We start from the raw sequence: 15,937 nt of genomic DNA on the forward strand, positions 1-15,937 counted from the left end.
GGCCCGCGACTGTCGGAACCATGCCGGAGTTCAGGCTGTCCCGCTATCGACTCGGCTGGTGGAGCCTGGGGTTCGCCCTGGCGGCCGCGGTGACATACGTCGTCTACGCCTTCGTCGGCACCTTCGTGTTCGGCGTGTTCATCTACTACGCCACCCGGCCCATCTACCGTCGCTTGCGGCGGGTGATCCGTCCGTCGAGCCTCGCGGCCGCCGTCTCCCTGTTTGCCCTTGCGCTCCCCGCGCTCCTGTTGGTCCTCTATGCCCTCGGCGTCGCGCTGAACGAGCTCATGAAATACGTCACCACCGAGACGTTCGACCCCTCGCGGTGGCCGCTGGTCGACGCCGAGTCGCTGGACGCCATCGCCGATCCGGCCACCCTCCTGGCGCTCGACCCCGAGCAGTACCTCACCGCCGAGGGCCTCCGGTCGCTGCTGTCGTCGCTGGGGTCGGCGCTCGATACGGTGGCGTTTCTCGGCGTCGGCGCCGTTCACCTCTTTGTCATGCTCGCGCTCGCCTTCTACCTGCTTCGTGACGGGGGTCGGCTCTCCCGGTGGACGCTCTCGCGGTTCGGCGACGACCGCGGCGTCCTCGAGGGCTACGCCCGAGCCGTCGACCGCGACTTCAAGGCCATCTTCTTCGGCAACATCCTCAACGCCGTGTTGACCGGGAGTATCGGCGTCCTCTCCTATTCGATTCTGAACGTCTACGCGCCGGCCGGCCTTCGGGTTCCCGCCGCGCCGCTGGTCGGCCTGCTCGCCGGCATCGCGAGCCTAGTACCCATGGTCGGGATGAAACTCGTCTACGTGCCTGTGACCGCGTATCTCGCCGGGATCGGCCTTCTGACCGACCCGACGGCGCTCTGGTTCGTCGCGGCCTTCGCCCTCATCTCGTTCGTCGTCGTCGACACTATCCCCGATCTCGTGCTCCGACCGTACGTCTCCGGCCGACGCCTCCACGTCGGGAGTCTGATGATCGCGTACACCTTCGGCCCGCTTCTCTTTGGCTGGTACGGCATCTTCCTCGCGCCCATGCTCCTCGTGTTGGTCGTCCACTTCGCTCGACTCGTCCTGCCAGAACTCCTCGAATCGGAACCGATCCAACCGTTCGCGGTCGATCCCGGGAGCCTGACCGGGGACGCGAGCGAGGAATCCCCGCCACCAGAGGACTGATCGTCGGCGGCACCTGTCGCTCACCGTTCGTAGTACACAAAAGGAAAGCAAGCCACGCGAAAATCGCGTGGAAGCTTGCCGCCCTGAATTGGTCCCCGCTGACGCTTCGGCCCTCCAGACGAAGCGTCACCTGACAATCAGGGATGTGATAGTATAAATGTACCGCCTCGGTCCCACGATACGGTCCTGATTAGCATGCTCGACCCGACGACTCCTCGAAAGCTCTCGGCATCTCGCTGGAGTCGGCGCCGTCGAGGTGGTCGCGCTCTCACCCGCGTCTCCGCACGCGACAGGGCCTCACATGTGCTCCTCTTCTAACACCCAGCCGAGGGCGCGCTTGTAGTGGGCAAACAACTCCCGGACCCCTTCGTGGCGCATCTCGTCGTCGTCGAGTTGTTCGCGAAGGAACTCGTACTGCTCCCGTATCTCGCCTTCGTCGCGCATGAGTCCGTGTGTGGGCGCCGTCCACCTGTATCCCCGGGCCGCGGGCCGAGCGTCTTTTGTCGCCGCCGGGCGAACGACAGTCATGAAGGTTCGCGGCCGACGGGAGTGTCAGGACTGTGGCTGCCGGTGGTCGTACTACGAGACGGGGAGCGTGGCGTGTCCGGACTGTGAGAGTCTCCGGAGTGTCGGCGTCGACGACCACACCCTCCACACCGACTCGCCGGCGACGCTCGATCTGACGCCGTACCGGACTGCCGCGGCCGAGGATCGCCTCGCCGACACGGTCGACGACTGCAAGCGGGACCTACGGGCGTACGTCCGCCGTCGCGGCTTCGTCGACGGCGGCCGACTCCGCCCGCTCGACGAGACAGTCGTCGCCGCCGCCGAACTCCTGCAGGTCATCGACGCGTTCGACCGTCTTCGGTCGCCGACCGACGCCGACCACGCCTACGTCCTCGCGCTTCTCCGCGACGCCGACCAGGGCGAGCGGCCGGGACCGTCGGCGGTCACCGACGACTTGGCCCCTGCTCGCGGCCTCGGCGACGCGAACGCTGCCGACGACTACCGCCGTGACCTGCTGGCCTGGCTTGACGAACACCCCGACCCCGAGGCCCGGCGGACGCTCGGGACGCTCCGTGAGCGCATCAAGCGAGTCGAGGCACTGGAGGGGGACGTGCCGCCGTCGGACGCCGAGTCGCTGGTGGCGGCGGCCCGCGAGGTTGGGATGTCGCTCCGTGAGGACGACGAGACGGCGCTCGCGGCCGCCCGCGACCGGCTACGGTAGGTCGACCGGCACCTCGGCCTGCCGGCTCGTCGCTTTCACCGTATTGTAGAGCAACATCGCGCGGGTCATCGGCCCGACGCCGCCGGGGACCGGCGTGATAGCTCGTGCCTTCGATTTCGCGCTCTCGAAGTCCACGTCGCCGACGAGCGTCGACTCGCCGTCGCGCTCGACGCGGTTGACGCCGACGTCGATCACCACGGTGCCGTCGGTGAGCATCGACCCGTCAACGAGTTCGGGGACGCCCGCCGCGGCGATCACCACGTCCGCCCGTCGGGTCTTCTCTGGGAGGTTCTCGGTCCGAGAGTGACAGACCGTCACCGTCGCGTTGCCGTCGTCGGCCTTCCCGATCAGAAGGTTCGCCAGCGGCTTGCCGACGATGTTCGACCGGCCGACGATTGTCACGTCGGCGCCCTCCGTCTCGACGCCGGCGGCGTCGAGAAGTTTCAGGACGCCGTGGGGGGTGCACGGCTTGAAGACGGGGTCGCCGGCCACCAGTCGGCCGACGTTCTCGGGGTGGAAGCCGTCGACGTCCTTCGCGGGGTCGATGGTGCGGATGACGTCCCGATCCTCGACGTGATCCGGGACCGGCATCTGGACCAAAATTCCGTTTACCGAGGGGTCGGCGTTCAGATCCGCGACAGTCTCGAACAGTTCCTCGGCGGGAGCCTCGGGGTCGAGTTCCACGTCGCGAGCCTCGATGCCCACCTCCGCGCAGTCCTGTTGTTTCATCGATACGTACGTCTCGCTCGCGGGGTCGTCGCTCATCAGCACCGTCGCGAGTGTGGGCGTGACGCCCGCGTCGTCGAGCGTTCTGATGGCCCCCGCGAGGCCGTCGCGGACGTCCGCCGCCACCGCGTCACCGTCGATAACGTCGGTCATGTCCGAATCGGGTCCCCGTGTACTCTTCAAGGCACCGTTTGCCGCAGTCGCCCCCGGCCGGTCTTACGGTGTAGATTTTTCACCTATCGTCGCGAACGCACACCTATGTACAATGACATCCTGCTCGCGACGGACGGCACTGTCGCCTCCGAGGACGCCACCGCACACGCCATCGGCCTGGCGGACCTCCACGACGCCATGCTTCACGCCCTCTACATCGTCGACAGTGACGTCTACTCCGCGTACAGCGGGGACGAGTACGTCGACGAACGCGAGGGGCCCGAACACGGCCTCGAGGAGGCCGGCGAGGAGGCGCTCTCGGCGGTGACCGGCCGGGCCACCGGCCACGACGTCGAGGTGATCGAGACGCTCAGACACGGACAGCCACACGAGGAAATTGTCGACTACGCCGACGAGGCGGACGTCGACTTGATCGTTCTCGGGACCCGGCGACACCCCGAGGAGTATCGGAGCCTGCTCGGCAGTGTCACCGACCGCGTCGTCCGACTGGCCGACAAACCGGTGGTGGTGGTCAAGACGCGGGTCGAGTAGTCGCCGTCGCTACGCCGGCGGTGTCTTCGGCGGGAGATAGAACCGAACCGTGTTCCCCCGACGGTCGCCGCTCTCGATGGCGAGTTCGCCGCCCAGCGACTCGATACACCACTTCATGACGAACAGCCCGACGCCCGAGCCGTGGGACGTGGTGGTCGTCTCCGTGCGGTCGTTGAGGGCGTGCAGTTCGGCCGCCGGGATCGGCGGGTTGTCGTCCGCAATCTGTATCTCGACGCGGCCGGTGTTCGGTGAGGGACCGACCGTGACGGCGACGACCGGCGCCGATCCCTCGGCGTGGCAGACCGCATTTTCGAGCGCGTGGGCAACGGCGTGGACGAAGGCGTCGTCCACGTTGGTCCACATCCGCTCGCGTTCCGTGATCTCGACTGTCGCGTCGGGGTGGTCGGCCGCCAGGTCGTCGGCCACCTCCCGGATTGCGTCGGCGACGCGACGGCGCCGACCACCCTCCGCACCCCCCATCGCCTGCTCGATCTCCGTGACCGACTCGGCCATCCGACCCAGATCGCTCGCCGTCTCGCGGACCACCTCGGCCGACGCGCGCACCCGCTCGGTCTCGGCGGCCGTGGCGATCCGTTCGCCGTGGCCCGTGAGCACGTTCGCTCCGTTTCGGAGGTTGTGTCGGAGGAGCCGCCAGAACAGTTCCTCCCGACGCTGTGTGTGATACGAATCGGTGATATCACGCACCTCGGCGCGGACGAGCATCCGGTCGCCGGCCGGTCGCGGCGAGCAGTGTACCCGGACCCAGACGAGTTCGCCGTCGCCGCGTTTGACCCGCCAGACGAACGTCTGTGTCTCACCCTCGGTGCTCGCGCGGAGTCGGTCGCGGAACACCGACGCCGAAAACGAGTGTGTGTTCGCGGTGTACGTCTCGACCGACAACTCGCGGAGTGTCTCGGTCGTGACCCCGAAGATTGACTCCAGGCGCTCGTTGGCGTCGAGGATCGCACCGGTGACCGGATCGTACAGCGCGATGCCGACGTGGAGGTCGTCGTACGCCGCTCGAAGTCTGGTCTCGGTCCGGCATGTCACAGTACTCGTCGAACGACGAGTGGAAATATATCCGTTACTAGGAGCGCTATATACCTCGATAGAGTGTGGGACGGCGGCGAGACTACTCGTACAGCGGGTGGGCGGCACAGAGCTCAGCGACCCGCTCGCGCACGTCCGCGAGGACGGCCTCGTCGGTCGGCGCGTCGAGGACGCGGACGATCAGGTCGCCAACCTCGCGCATCGCCGCCTCGTCGAACCCGCGGGTGGTGAGGGCGGGGGTGCCGGCGCGGATGCCGCTCGGGTCGAACGGGGATCGAGTCTCACCGGGGACGGTGTTGCCGTTGAGGACGATTCCGGCCGATTCGAGGGCCGCCTCGGCGTCGCCGCCCGAGAGATCGGGGTGCGATTCCCGCAGGTCGACCAACACGAGGTGGGTATCGGTGCCACCGGAGACCAACGAGAGACCGGCGTCGGCGAACGTCTCGCCGAGCGCGTGGGCGTTCGCTACCACGTTCTCGGTGTACTCGGTGAACGAGTCGGTCAGCGCCTCGCCGAAGCCAACGGCTTTGCCTGCGACGTTGTGCATCAGGGGACCGCCCTGGACGCCGGGGAAGACGGCGGCATCGATGGCGTCGGCGTGCTCCTCGTCACACATGATGATCCCGCCGCGCCCGGCGCGGATGGTCTTGTGTGTGCTGCCGGTGACGAAGTCGGCGATACCGACCGGCGAGGGGTGGACGCCCGACGCGACGAGACCGGTGATGTGGGCGATGTCGGCGACGTGGTAGGCGTCGACGGCGTCGGCGACGGCGTCGATCCGCTCCCAGTCTACCTGTCGGGGATAGGCCGAAAAGCCCGAGACGATGGTGTCGGGGTCGAACGAGTCGGCCGTCTCCGCCAGCCCCTCGTAGTCGAGATAGCCGGTCTCCGGGTCGACACGGTAATGTTCGACCTCGAAGAGCTGGCCGGCGAAGTTGGCCGGGTGGCCGTGGCTGAGGTGACCGCCGTGTTCGAGTTCGAGCGAGAGGATGCGGTCTCCCGGGTCCAGCGTGGCGAGGTAGACGGCCATGTTCGCCTGTGATCCGCTGTGGGGCTGGACGTTGACGTGGTCGGCCCCCCAGAGCGCTTTCGCGCGCTCGATGGCCAGTTCCTCCACCGCGTCGGCGTGCTCACAGCCGGCGTAGTAACGCTCGCCCGGATACCCCTCGGCGTACTTGTTCGTCAGGGCGCTTCCCTGGGCGTCGATGACGGCCCGACTCGCGTGGTTCTCCGAGGCGATCATCGAGAGTGTGGTCCGCTGTCGTTCGACCTCGTCGGCAAGCGCCGTCGCCACCGCCGGATCGGCCGCGCGGACGTGCTCGTGCTCCATACATACCTGCGGCCCAAGCGACGCATAAACCTGTCTCTCCGCCACCCCTTGGAGCGGCCGTACTCCCTCGAAAAGACAAAAATTAAACCGATAGAGAATTGTGAATTACTCTGTTACGCACACCGGTCCCCGTTAAAATTAAGTCGGACGTGGCGATACTGTGAACATGGTCGCCGGGGCGAACCTGCACGGCTGGGAGTTCGAGGAGATACTCGAGACCGTCTTCGAGTCGGCGGAGGAACTGTTGCTGGTCGATCCGACCGCGGAGGCGGTACGGGCGCTGACGAGCGTCACGACGGCGGCGAGCGAGCCACCGTCGATCCGCATCCTCGCCGACGAGGGGCTGCTGAAGGACGTGATGGACGACTTCGTGGTCGCGAGCAACGCGGCCGACCACGTCGCCAGTGGGACCCTCTCCCTGCGGACGGGCGGCACCGGCAGCACGAACACGCTCGTCGTCACCGAGACGGCGGTGTGGGCGCTGGTCTCGGTTGGCGACCGTGTGGCCGCTCTCGGCGGCGACGAGGCGGCCTTCGTCGACGCGGTTCGTGAGACCTACGGCGCCCAGTGGGAGCCGGCCCCGACGTTCGATCTGCGAACGCCCCCGCTCTCGCGGGTCCGTGAGACCCTCGGCGAGGACATCGGGCAGGCCGTCCGCGAGGACTTCGACGCCGCCCTCGACGCCTTGGACGACGCCCGCGATGCCGCCACCGAGTTCGACGAGGTGACCCTCACGCTCCTGGTTGCGGCCCACAACGACGTCCTCCTGTATGACATCAGCAAGTGGGGCGAGGACGTCGGCATCGCGAGCAAGGCGACGTTCTCGCGCACCAAGACGACTCTCGAAGATGAAGGGTTGATCCGCACCGAGAAGGTCCCCATCGACGTGGGACGTCCCCGCCTTCGCCTGAAACTCGACGAGGACCGCTTCGGTGAGGTGACCCCCGCCGAACTCGCCGCCGTCACCCTCAATCACTCCGCCTGACGGGTCCCGACGCCGACGAACGACCGCCCGGGCGACTCCCGACCACTTTTGCCGCCGGGCGGCCTCGGCCGTTCCATGCAGATCGGTATCGCGGGAAGCGGGCCGGCCGCCGAGTCGGTTCGGGCCGCTCTCAACGACATCGACGCGACAGCGACGGCAGCGGCGCCCACCGAACTCGGGGGCTATCCTCTCGGCGTCGTGATCGCGCCGGCGGGCGCACCGGCGTTCGAGACGGCCGACGGAGTGGCGACCGACTGGCTGGCCGTCGAGATTGGTGGCCTCGGCGGGCGACCCATCCCCGCCCTCGACGCCGCGGTGACGGTCCTCACGGACGGCGTTGGCTACCACGACCTGCGGGCGCGGGTTGAATCGACGGCGAACGACGAGGCCGCCGCCGGCGAAGCAGACGCCGGTGACAGTCCGCCGTCGGGGAGTCGGAGCGCCGTCCGCCTCGCCGGTGCGGTCGCCGGCCACCGCGCCGTCTCCGTGCTCGCCGGGGCTGACCTCGGGGGCACCGTCGTCGAGGTGCCCGGCAACGAGCGGCGGGTGTTCGCGACGCCCGACGCCGCGGACCGCGACCGAACCCTTCGGACGGGACACCGCGAGGCCTCTCTCGACGACGCCCTCGCCCGAGCGGAGCGGGCGGTCGACGACCGTGTCGGCCTGCTCACCCGGGTCGGCGAGCGCGAATCCTTCCCCGCGCCCTACTATATCGCCGCGACGGCGGACACGACCGTCTATAGCGACGCCCGCGCGGCGGCTTACGCCGCTGGCGTTGACGACGACTGGGACCGCGCCTTCATGAAGGCCCTCGGTGAGGGACTCGAACGCTACTGTGCCGGCAGTTACCGGACGGCGTCGTTCGAGCGGGCGCCCCCGGCGACCCGCGACGACGGCGTCTCGCCGGCGGCGTTCGTCCGCCCCGACGACCGGCCGGTCGACCCCGACACTCCGATTCCCTGGGTTCCCGGAGCGGACCTGCAGACCGGCGAGGCTGTCTCGCTGCCCGCGGAGTTCGTTCACTACCCGCCGCCCACCGAGCGACACCGACCGCCGATCACGACGGGACTGGGACTTGGAAACAGTGGGAGCGAGGCCCTGTGTTCGGGGCTTTACGAGGTGATCGAGCGCGACGCGGCGATGTGTGCCTGGTATTCGACGTACGAACCGTTGGGGCTTGCCGTCGACGACGAGAGGTTCGCGGCCCTCGCGGACCGCGCCCGCGCGGAGCGTCTGTCGGTGTCGCCGGTCCTGGTCACCGGCGACGTGGACGTCCCCGTCGTCGCCGTCGCGGTTCACCGCGAGGACGCGTGGCCCCGCTTTGCCTTGGGGTCGGCCGCCGACCTGGACGCGCAGGCGGCGGCCCGGTCGGCGCTCGCGGAGGCGCTCCAGAACTGGATGGAACTCCGGGCGCTAGGACCCGAGGGTGCCGCCGACGAGGAAGGCGCCATCGGCCGGTACGCCGACCGCCCGCCCGAGACGCGGGCGTTCACCGACGCCGACGACGGCGTGCCGGTCGCGAGCGTCGGGCCGGACCCCGTGCCGACGGGCGAGGCCGAACTCGACGCGGTGGTCGAACGGGCGGCCGACGCGGGCCTCTCGACGTACGCTGCACGCCTTACGACACCCGACGTCGACGACCTGGGGTTCGAGGCGGTGCGCGTCCTATGCCCCGAGGCGCAACCGCTGTTCGTCGACGAGCCATACTTCGGTGACCGGGCGGAGTCGGTCCCCCGCGATCTGGGGTACGAACCGCGGCTCGACCGGCCGTTCCACCCCTACCCTTAGACGCCGAAGGTCGCCCGGAGCATGTCGCGGGTTCCCGGCCCGAGACCCACCGCGAGAATGGCGACCAGCAGCAGGATGGTGTACTGCGGGCTCTCCTCGAAGATCTGCTCGTCGAACAGCCAGACGACGAGTGTCGCGGCGACGAGTTTCACGACCAGGAACGGCCAGGTGTCTCCGGTGAGCGCGAGGACCGAGGCGGGCAGGGTCGACGCGGTGACGTCGACGATAAGGCGGTTGACCGGATGTTTGGGGACCAGGTTCGCGCCGGCACCCAGCGCCACCATCCAGTCGAGGCCGACCACGTTGGCGACGCCGTCGATGGCGTGTCCCCAGATGACGACCGCGCCGATGCGACCGGTACCGGCGTTGACCGACGGGGCGAACCGTTCGAGCACCCACCAGACGAGCCCCGTTGCGGCCGTCGCGCCGACGAGGATCACGACGAGTACCTGTGGGTGGAACGTCCCCGGGCCGTCGGGAGCGACGGCGCTCCAGAGGAGAAAGGCGAGCGTCGCGGCGAGGACGACACTCCCGCTCGTGACGAGCGGGCGGGTGTACTGGTCGACGATCCGCCGGCGTTCGAGCGCGACGCTCCCGAGCACGGCAAGCAGTGTCACCGCAAAGACGGTGAAGTAGATGACGGGGCTGATCAGGAGGGTGTTCAATGGGTAGGTGATCAGTGTGTCGCCGGCGGCGGCAGCGTCGGTCACGTCCTCGACGACGCGGAGCGCGCCGCCGAAGAAGACGAACGGCAGAAGCGACACGAAGAGGGCACGGTCGGTGCCGATGCCGAGTCGCTGCAACAGCAAGACGACGCCGGCGAGTGCGATCAGGAGGATGACGACGTAGCCTACCTCGGAGACGAGGGTGTAGCCCGGATAGGCGACTGGCTCGGCGGCCGCCGAACACGCCGCCGCGTCGTAGAGATACCGGGTTGCGCCACCCTCGCGAACCGCACAGACGGCGGCGTTGGCGTCCGCCTGAACCGGTCCCCAGAAGTAGTGCCAGATGAAGCCGTCGTAGACGACACGTGGGAAGACGAACGACCCGCCGATCAGCGCGGCGAGGAGGGCGAGGACGGACCCGAGCCAGAGCCGTGCCGGTTCGACGCCGAGGCGTTCCGCGACGGTGGCCATACCGAAACCCCAACGCCGCTGCGTTTCAGGGTTGTGGTCCTCGGTCGACCGTCTCCGTGACCGTCGCCCGTGGCCCCGGTGCCGCCTCGATTCCCATCGCGTCGCCGAACCCCTTGCCCCAGACCCACGTCGCGGCCACCTGGGCGTAGAAGACGACCAACACGCCGACGATGGGGACGAACCCGAGAACCCCCGCAACGACGTTCCCGACGACGAGGACGACGACGCCGTACAGCCACGGGACGGCGTAGGCACCATCGAACGCCACGGTGCGGCAGACGTCGAGGTCGAACCCGGCCCGGAGATCACCCTCGTAGGCGTAGTTGGCGAGGCCGATGAGGGTGACGTATCCGAAGACTGCGGCGAGCAACGTGGCGAGTGCCAGTCCCGCGAGGAGACCGGCCAGTCCCCACCCCACGCCGACGTCGGCCCCGGTCAGGAAGACGGCTGCTGTACCCCCAATCGTTACCGCCGCGATCAGCAGGGGGACGAACTGGTAGACGAGGACGATCACCGAGGCGACGGTCCCCTCGTAGAGGAGGCCGCGCCAGTCCGCGAAGCCCGGCGGTTCCGCTGCCTCGACCATGCCCGCACGGAGGACGCGGACGAAATACCCAAACAGGAGCACGGCCGGGATGATCAACACCGACAGCGCCGTCAACACGCTCCCGACGAGGAGGAACTTGGCCCAGTCCTCGGAGTTCGCGGGGTATCGGACGAGTCGTTCGAGGTCGACGCCCATACGGGCGAACGAACTCCCCGGGCCGTAACTCTTCGTGCCGAGTCGCTACGTCGATTCGGCGGGCACCTCGGCGCCCGACAGCGCCTCGGTCAGGTCCGTCATCGTCAGGATGCCCACGCCGTTACCGTCGGCGTCGGTCACCGGGAGGTGGCCCACCTCTTCCTCGACCATCCGCCGACCGACCGCCGAAAGCGAGGCGCCGGGGTCGACGGTCTGTACCGGCGTGGTCATGTACTCCCCGATTGTCGCCTCGTCGGTGGGCCGGCCGTCGGCCGCGACTTCGAGGACGTCCGTGGAGGTGAAGATGCCTTCGGGGCGGCAGGCTTCCCCGACGACGACGAGCGACTTGATCCCCGCCTCCAGCATCCCGCGTGACGCCTCGTTGACCGTCGCCTCCGCGTCCAGCGTGAGCATCGGCGTGCTCATCGCGTCTTTCACCAGGGTGTCTGTCATAGTGTGACGTAGGTCGTATGATACCATAACAGTTGGTATCGCCGCCGGCCTCGGGCCTCGCCGCGACGGTCCCCGTCGGGGTCCGACCCGTCGTCGCCCCGTCGACCACGCCGATTCGGGACACCTTTCACGGATGTGTCACAATGGTGGGTCGATGCCCTCCATCGAACGCAGGACGTTTCTCGGTACGCTCTCGGCCGGGGTCGTCGCCGGGTTCGGCGGCTGTTCGTCGTCGTGTCCCGATAACGACAGGCCCGAGCCGACGACGACGTTCGGTCCGGGTGAGGCCGGCCGAGGGTTCGACTCGCTTCCCGGTGGCGACTGGCCCACCCCTCGGTTCGATCCCGCCAACACCGGCTTTGCCCCGTCGCGTCGGCCGCCGACCGACGCGCCGACACTTCGCTGGCGAACGACGCTCCCTGCCCCGACGGTCGACGGCGTGACGGCCGACGTGAGTCCGCCGACGGTCGCCGACGGCCGGGTCTTCTTCACGACCGGCGCGGGCGTCTTCGCACTCTCACTCCGGGACGGGAGCGAGCTGTGGCAGTACGGTGATCTCTCGCCGGTGACGCCGACGTCACGGGCGCCGGCCTACGGCGCGGCGCTCGCACCGCCGGTGATCCACGACGATACTGCGTACGTTCCGACCGCCGACGGCGTCACGGCCCTCCGCACCGACGACGGAACCGAGCGGTGGCGAGCCGCCGGGGTCGCCCCCGCCGGGACGCCCGCCGTCGCCGACGGCGCGGTGTTCGTCCCGGCCGGCGACGAACTGGTTGCGCTCGACACCGCTGGCGGTGGCCGCCGGTGGACGACCACGACGAGCGGCGGGTCCCGTCCCGCCGTCGCCGACGGCGCCGTCGTCGTCGCCGGCCAGGAACTGTTCGGCTTCGACGCTGCGACCGGCGACCGCCTGTGGTCGGCGTCGGTCGACCCCCGGTCCCGCCCCGCCGTCGCCGACGGGACCGTCTACGTCGGCACCCGCGAGGGAATCCGCGCGGTCACCCTCGACGACGGCACCGAGCGGTGGCTCGTCGACCGTGGTGGCGGCCGCGCCTACTCGACGCCGGTCGTCACCGCCGAGACGCTCTATGCCCTCGAACGGCCGGGCGAGGCCGGCGACGCGACGTTTGCGCTCGACCGAACCGCCAACGGCGCCCCCGACCCGCGCTGGTGTTCGTACGCCGGCGAGGGGGCGGTGACCGCCGCCACCGGCGACCACGCCTTCGCCCTCCAGTCGTATTCGGACGACCGCCGCTCACCCCCACGGCTACTCGCCTTTACCGCCCGCTTCGGCGAGGCGACGTGGGGCTATCGAAGCGCCGAACCCGTCGTGCCGCCGGCGGTCCTCGATGGCGGCCTCGTCACGGCGACGCGACACGGCACCGTGGTGGCCGTCGGGGGTGACTGACCGTGTGGTCTCCCAGCCGACGACCCGTCGGTGCCCTGACCGCGCTGGGTGGGGCCCTCGTCACTATCGCCTCGGTCCCGACTCGGTGGTTCGGCCCCGTGCCCACCGACTCCTACGTCTTCGACCCGCCGCGGTTTAGCGCCCTGTGGGTCGAGCGGACGGTCATCCCCGTCGTGGCGGTGGTCGCGGTGCTGTCGATACTGCTGGGACTGCTCTCGCTGTTCCGCCGTGATCGGGAACAGATGGTGCGCTGGCAGCGCTGGACCGCGGCCGTCGCCCTCGTCGGCGCCGGCGTCGGAACGCTCGCGACGGTCATCCTCGTGACGTCCGGTCCCGGGGCGACCGGCGACCTGTCCGCCGCGTTCAACGCGTTGATCGGGGTTGCCTTCGGGTTGCTCGCGCTCGTCCTCCTGTTTCCGGGACTGGTCGCGTGGGGCGGCGGCTACCTCCGCGGCGACCGGCCGTTTCTCGGCGCCGCACTGGTCTGCGGTCCGGTCCTCCCTGCCATCGTCGTCGCCGTGCGCGTCGCTCTCGACGTGGACATGGGACCTGTCGGCTCGCTCCCCGTTGCGCTCCCCGTGACGGCCGCCGTCGTCGTCCTCGGGCGCGACCTTTGGACCCGCGTGGACTGAGGGGCCGTCGTTTCCCGGCCACAGGGGTACCCAGACGGACGCTAGCGGGTCCTAACGAGGGGCTGTGGAACTACGAACCGGAGATGCCGACCGAAGCGGTATCGCAGCGCCGTTTGTGACCCTGGGGGCGCTACGAGTCGATGACGCGTTCGATGTCGTCGTCGATATCGTCTCGGGCCTTGGTGTTGGTGACGAGGCTCACAGCGATCATGACGACGATTGCAACGAGGAGCGTGAGCGCTTCCGTTGCGGAGCCGTGTGGTAGCGAGAAGCCGTAGAACTGGACGGCAATCGCTAGGCCGAGGTTCCCGAACAGCGCGACAACACCAGCGGCTATTGCACCTTCCGTGGTTGCGCCTTTCCAGTTCAACCCGATCCCGAGGAGCGGCACGATGGCAGCGGCGAACAGCCCCCACCCGACGACGCCGAGCAACCCGACGAGAATCTCCACGTAGTAGACGAGCAGTACTGACACGAGGATGATGAGTGCCGTCGCCACGCGGTGTGCGCGTAACTCCTGTCGGTCGGAGGCATACTCGAATCCGAGGCTCTCCGGGATGTCTCGTGCGAGGTTCGCGGCGCCGATATTGATGAACGCGTCGCTCGTGCTCATCACCGCGCCGACGGCAGCCGCTAGCACGACGCCCGCGACGATTGCCGGCGTGAATTCGACGAGGAAGATCGGAGCGGCGTTGTCGGGGTTTGCGAGTTCAGCAAACTGCCCCGTCTCAACGAGTGACCGCATCCCGACGCCGAGTGCGAGCATCATGAGCGAGGCCGCGAAGTACGATAGTGCGGCGATGGGCGCCCCCCATTTCAACAGTTTCGGGTCACGCAGCATGTACAGTTTGTGTGCCATGTGCGGCTGCCCGGAGTTTCCAACGAGAAACAGGAAGTACCAGGTGAGTCCGAGCATGATCGGGAACGCGCCGAATGCACCGGCGAGTTCCGGGATCTGACTGCTCAACTCACGGTTCATCGCGCTGAAGCCGTTCACCGTGTCCAGAGCGAGGAGAAAGACAACGACGCTCCCGATAACCATGATTCCGCCCTGGATGAGGTCGGTGAATATCCCGGCGATCATGCCACCGCCGATGGTGTATATCGAGATGACGACGAGTCCAATCGCGAGGGCGGTGACTTCGCTCACTCCGAGCACCGTTTGGAGCACGAACGCGATAGCGAGGAACTGGACTCCGAGATACGAGATGACACCCAGTAGAACGGAGACGGAGACCAATAGCCGGACTGCCTCGCTGTCGAACCGAGCAACCGCGGCGTCGGGAATCGTGAATATTTCACGGACCTCAGCCATCAGTCGCATCTTTTTGCCGAGCACGAACCACGACACCGGGAACGCGAGCGGTGCGACGATGGCGATCCAGAGGAATCCGTATCCGCCGTCGTAAAACAGTCCCGGGCCACCGATGAAGCCGAACCCGCTCATGATCGAGGCGAAGGCAGCGAACGCCACTGCCCAAATCCCGAATCGCTTACCCGCGATCAGGAAGTCCGACGTCGACTCCGTCTGACCGGTCGCCCAGACACCAATCGCGGCGATACCGAGTAAGTACACCGCAACGACACCGACGATAAGCGGGTTCATCGTCTCCGTCGTCGAGACTTGAGCCAAGACGGCCTCGGGAATCGCGATCATTTATTTCCCCTCCTCGTCGGAACCCATCGCACGGAACTCCGCGACCTGCTCTTCGTCCCAAATGTACGTGCTGAAGAGGTACGGGTATGCGAACATCAGATATAACGCGGGCGGCATCCACAGCAGGTAGACGACGACTGCTGTCGCCCTCGGGAAGCCCAGCCAGTACGTTGGGTCAGTGTACGCGGGATTTTGGAAATGGAAGTGCCACAGCAACGCGAACGCAACGCCGAGGATTAGCCACAACCCGGCGATCATCAGCTTGAAGACGTTCGTGTCGTGACGCCGTTCGGACGATTGTACGCCGATCAGTACGTACAACCCGATAAACGCTACCGCACTCGCCGAAAATACGATCTGTCCAGCTTGCCCGCCGAAATACATTGCCACGAGCATCGCCACCGCCGCAACTAATCCCCCGACGACGTACTTGTCTTCGCTAGGATTGAAATTGAGTGCCATACGTGACAGCCAATACCATGGATAATTCACATATAAAGATGATGGAATACCTTAGTTTGAGGAACGTACTACTGATTCTCCGTACGTATTGCATGCCCACTCCGCAAAGTCGTCGGCGCTGTATGTGCGCGAAAAGTGATAAAACTCTAATTGTGTTTTAGCTGTGTCAACAGTAAGCTTCGGCTTCCGGATCCACGACCCTTCTCGGACTCTGATCTCGTGTACTTCCGACAGTGAAATCACGTCATTATGGTCATCGGCAAGAATCTGGGACTCCGGGGTTCTGGCGTTCTCCCGACCAATCTCTGTCGCGCGCCGCTCACGGCCGTCTTGCCGGAGAAGAAACGATTTGTACGACTCCCCCGCAAACACCATCAACAGCTGCTCCGGCTCGAACAACAGTTCGTAGTGCCGGAACGACCGCGGCGACACCTGATACCACTGCGATTCCCACCACCGAGGC

At 67.5% G+C, this 15,937-nt stretch carries 16 protein-coding genes; 7 read left to right on the top strand and 9 right to left on the bottom strand.

The features are described from left to right. Window positions 1-20: 20 nt before the first annotated feature. Complete coding sequence (locus NO878_RS00350; RefSeq protein WP_256403981.1) at window positions 21-1,169, top strand: AI-2E family transporter; 1,149 nt, start codon at window positions 21-23, stop codon at window positions 1,167-1,169. Window positions 1,170-1,466: 297 nt separating this feature from the next. On the opposite strand, the gene NO878_RS00355 is transcribed toward NO878_RS00350, so the two are convergent. After that, on the bottom strand, window positions 1,467-1,697 hold the full coding sequence (locus NO878_RS00355) for a hypothetical protein (protein WP_256405482.1): 231 nt from the start codon (window positions 1,695-1,697) through the stop codon (window positions 1,467-1,469). On the opposite strand from NO878_RS00355, the gene NO878_RS00360 reads away from it, so the two are divergent. Then, window positions 1,696-2,397, top strand: a complete 702-nt coding sequence (locus NO878_RS00360; protein WP_256403982.1) for a DUF7117 family protein — start codon at window positions 1,696-1,698, stop codon at window positions 2,395-2,397. The genes NO878_RS00355 and NO878_RS00360 overlap by 2 nt on opposite strands. On the opposite strand, the gene NO878_RS00365 is transcribed toward NO878_RS00360, so the two are convergent. Continuing rightward, complete coding sequence (locus tag NO878_RS00365) at window positions 2,389-3,276, bottom strand: tetrahydrofolate dehydrogenase/cyclohydrolase catalytic domain-containing protein (protein WP_256403983.1); 888 nt, start codon at window positions 3,274-3,276, stop codon at window positions 2,389-2,391. The two genes, NO878_RS00360 and NO878_RS00365, sit on opposite strands and share 9 nt — an antisense overlap. Window positions 3,277-3,381: 105 nt before the next feature. On the opposite strand from NO878_RS00365, the gene NO878_RS00370 reads away from it, so the two are divergent. Then, window positions 3,382-3,828 carry a universal stress protein gene (locus NO878_RS00370; protein WP_256403984.1) on the top strand — a complete coding sequence of 149 codons (447 nt, stop codon included), beginning with the start codon at window positions 3,382-3,384 and terminating at the stop codon, window positions 3,826-3,828. A gap of 9 nt (window positions 3,829-3,837) precedes the next feature. Here the strand turns inward: NO878_RS00370 and NO878_RS00375 are convergent, their stop codons facing one another. Further along, the gene (locus NO878_RS00375) at window positions 3,838-4,878 is read right to left on the bottom strand and encodes a PAS domain-containing sensor histidine kinase (RefSeq protein WP_256403985.1); all 1,041 of its coding nucleotides are present in this window, start codon (window positions 4,876-4,878) and stop codon (window positions 3,838-3,840) included. An 82-nt stretch (window positions 4,879-4,960) separates the two neighbouring features. Then, window positions 4,961-6,208, bottom strand: a complete 1,248-nt coding sequence (gene glyA / locus NO878_RS00380; RefSeq protein ID WP_256403986.1) for a serine hydroxymethyltransferase — start codon at window positions 6,206-6,208, stop codon at window positions 4,961-4,963. A gap of 166 nt (window positions 6,209-6,374) precedes the next feature. On the opposite strand from glyA, the gene tbsP reads away from it, so the two are divergent. Further along, entirely contained in the window at window positions 6,375-7,193 is an 819-nt protein-coding gene (tbsP, locus tag NO878_RS00385; protein ID WP_256405440.1) for a transcriptional regulator TbsP, read from the top strand. 75 nt (window positions 7,194-7,268) lie between these two features. Then, the gene (locus NO878_RS00390) at window positions 7,269-8,981 is read left to right on the top strand and encodes a YcaO-like family protein (protein WP_256403987.1); all 1,713 of its coding nucleotides are present in this window, start codon (window positions 7,269-7,271) and stop codon (window positions 8,979-8,981) included. On the opposite strand, the gene NO878_RS00395 is transcribed toward NO878_RS00390, so the two are convergent. From NO878_RS00395 to NO878_RS00405, 3 genes are read right to left on the bottom strand one after another with little or no spacing between them, the layout of a single operon-like run. Further along, entirely contained in the window at window positions 8,978-10,117 is a 1,140-nt protein-coding gene (locus NO878_RS00395) for a DUF63 family protein (protein ID WP_256403988.1), read from the bottom strand. The two genes, NO878_RS00390 and NO878_RS00395, sit on opposite strands and share 4 nt — an antisense overlap. Before the next feature lie 25 nt (window positions 10,118-10,142). Continuing rightward, on the bottom strand, window positions 10,143-10,859 hold the full coding sequence (locus NO878_RS00400; RefSeq protein ID WP_256403989.1) for a DUF4013 domain-containing protein: 717 nt from the start codon (window positions 10,857-10,859) through the stop codon (window positions 10,143-10,145). A gap of 45 nt (window positions 10,860-10,904) precedes the next feature. Next, window positions 10,905-11,312, bottom strand: a complete 408-nt coding sequence (locus NO878_RS00405; protein WP_256403990.1) for a CBS domain-containing protein — start codon at window positions 11,310-11,312, stop codon at window positions 10,905-10,907. Between the two features lie 154 nt (window positions 11,313-11,466). Between NO878_RS00405 and NO878_RS00410 the strand changes: the two genes are divergently transcribed. Together NO878_RS00410 and NO878_RS00415 are read left to right on the top strand one after the other, a co-directional pair. Continuing rightward, complete coding sequence (locus NO878_RS00410; protein ID WP_256403992.1) at window positions 11,467-12,723, top strand: outer membrane protein assembly factor BamB family protein; 1,257 nt, start codon at window positions 11,467-11,469, stop codon at window positions 12,721-12,723. 98 nt (window positions 12,724-12,821) lie between these two features. Beyond that, window positions 12,822-13,355, top strand: a complete 534-nt coding sequence (locus NO878_RS00415; protein ID WP_256403993.1) for a hypothetical protein — start codon at window positions 12,822-12,824, stop codon at window positions 13,353-13,355. 130 nt (window positions 13,356-13,485) lie between these two features. Here the strand turns inward: NO878_RS00415 and NO878_RS00420 are convergent, their stop codons facing one another. Together NO878_RS00420 and NO878_RS00425 are read right to left on the bottom strand one after the other, a co-directional pair. Continuing rightward, the gene (locus NO878_RS00420) at window positions 13,486-15,012 is read right to left on the bottom strand and encodes a sodium:solute symporter family transporter (RefSeq protein WP_256403994.1); all 1,527 of its coding nucleotides are present in this window, start codon (window positions 15,010-15,012) and stop codon (window positions 13,486-13,488) included. Continuing rightward, the gene (locus NO878_RS00425) at window positions 15,013-15,474 is read right to left on the bottom strand and encodes a hypothetical protein (RefSeq protein ID WP_256403995.1); all 462 of its coding nucleotides are present in this window, start codon (window positions 15,472-15,474) and stop codon (window positions 15,013-15,015) included. Window positions 15,475-15,937: the final 463 nt, after the last annotated feature.

The sequence above is a fragment of the Haloplanus ruber genome, from assembly GCF_024494725.1.
Lineage (GTDB): Archaea > Halobacteriota > Halobacteria > Halobacteriales > Haloferacaceae > Haloplanus > Haloplanus ruber.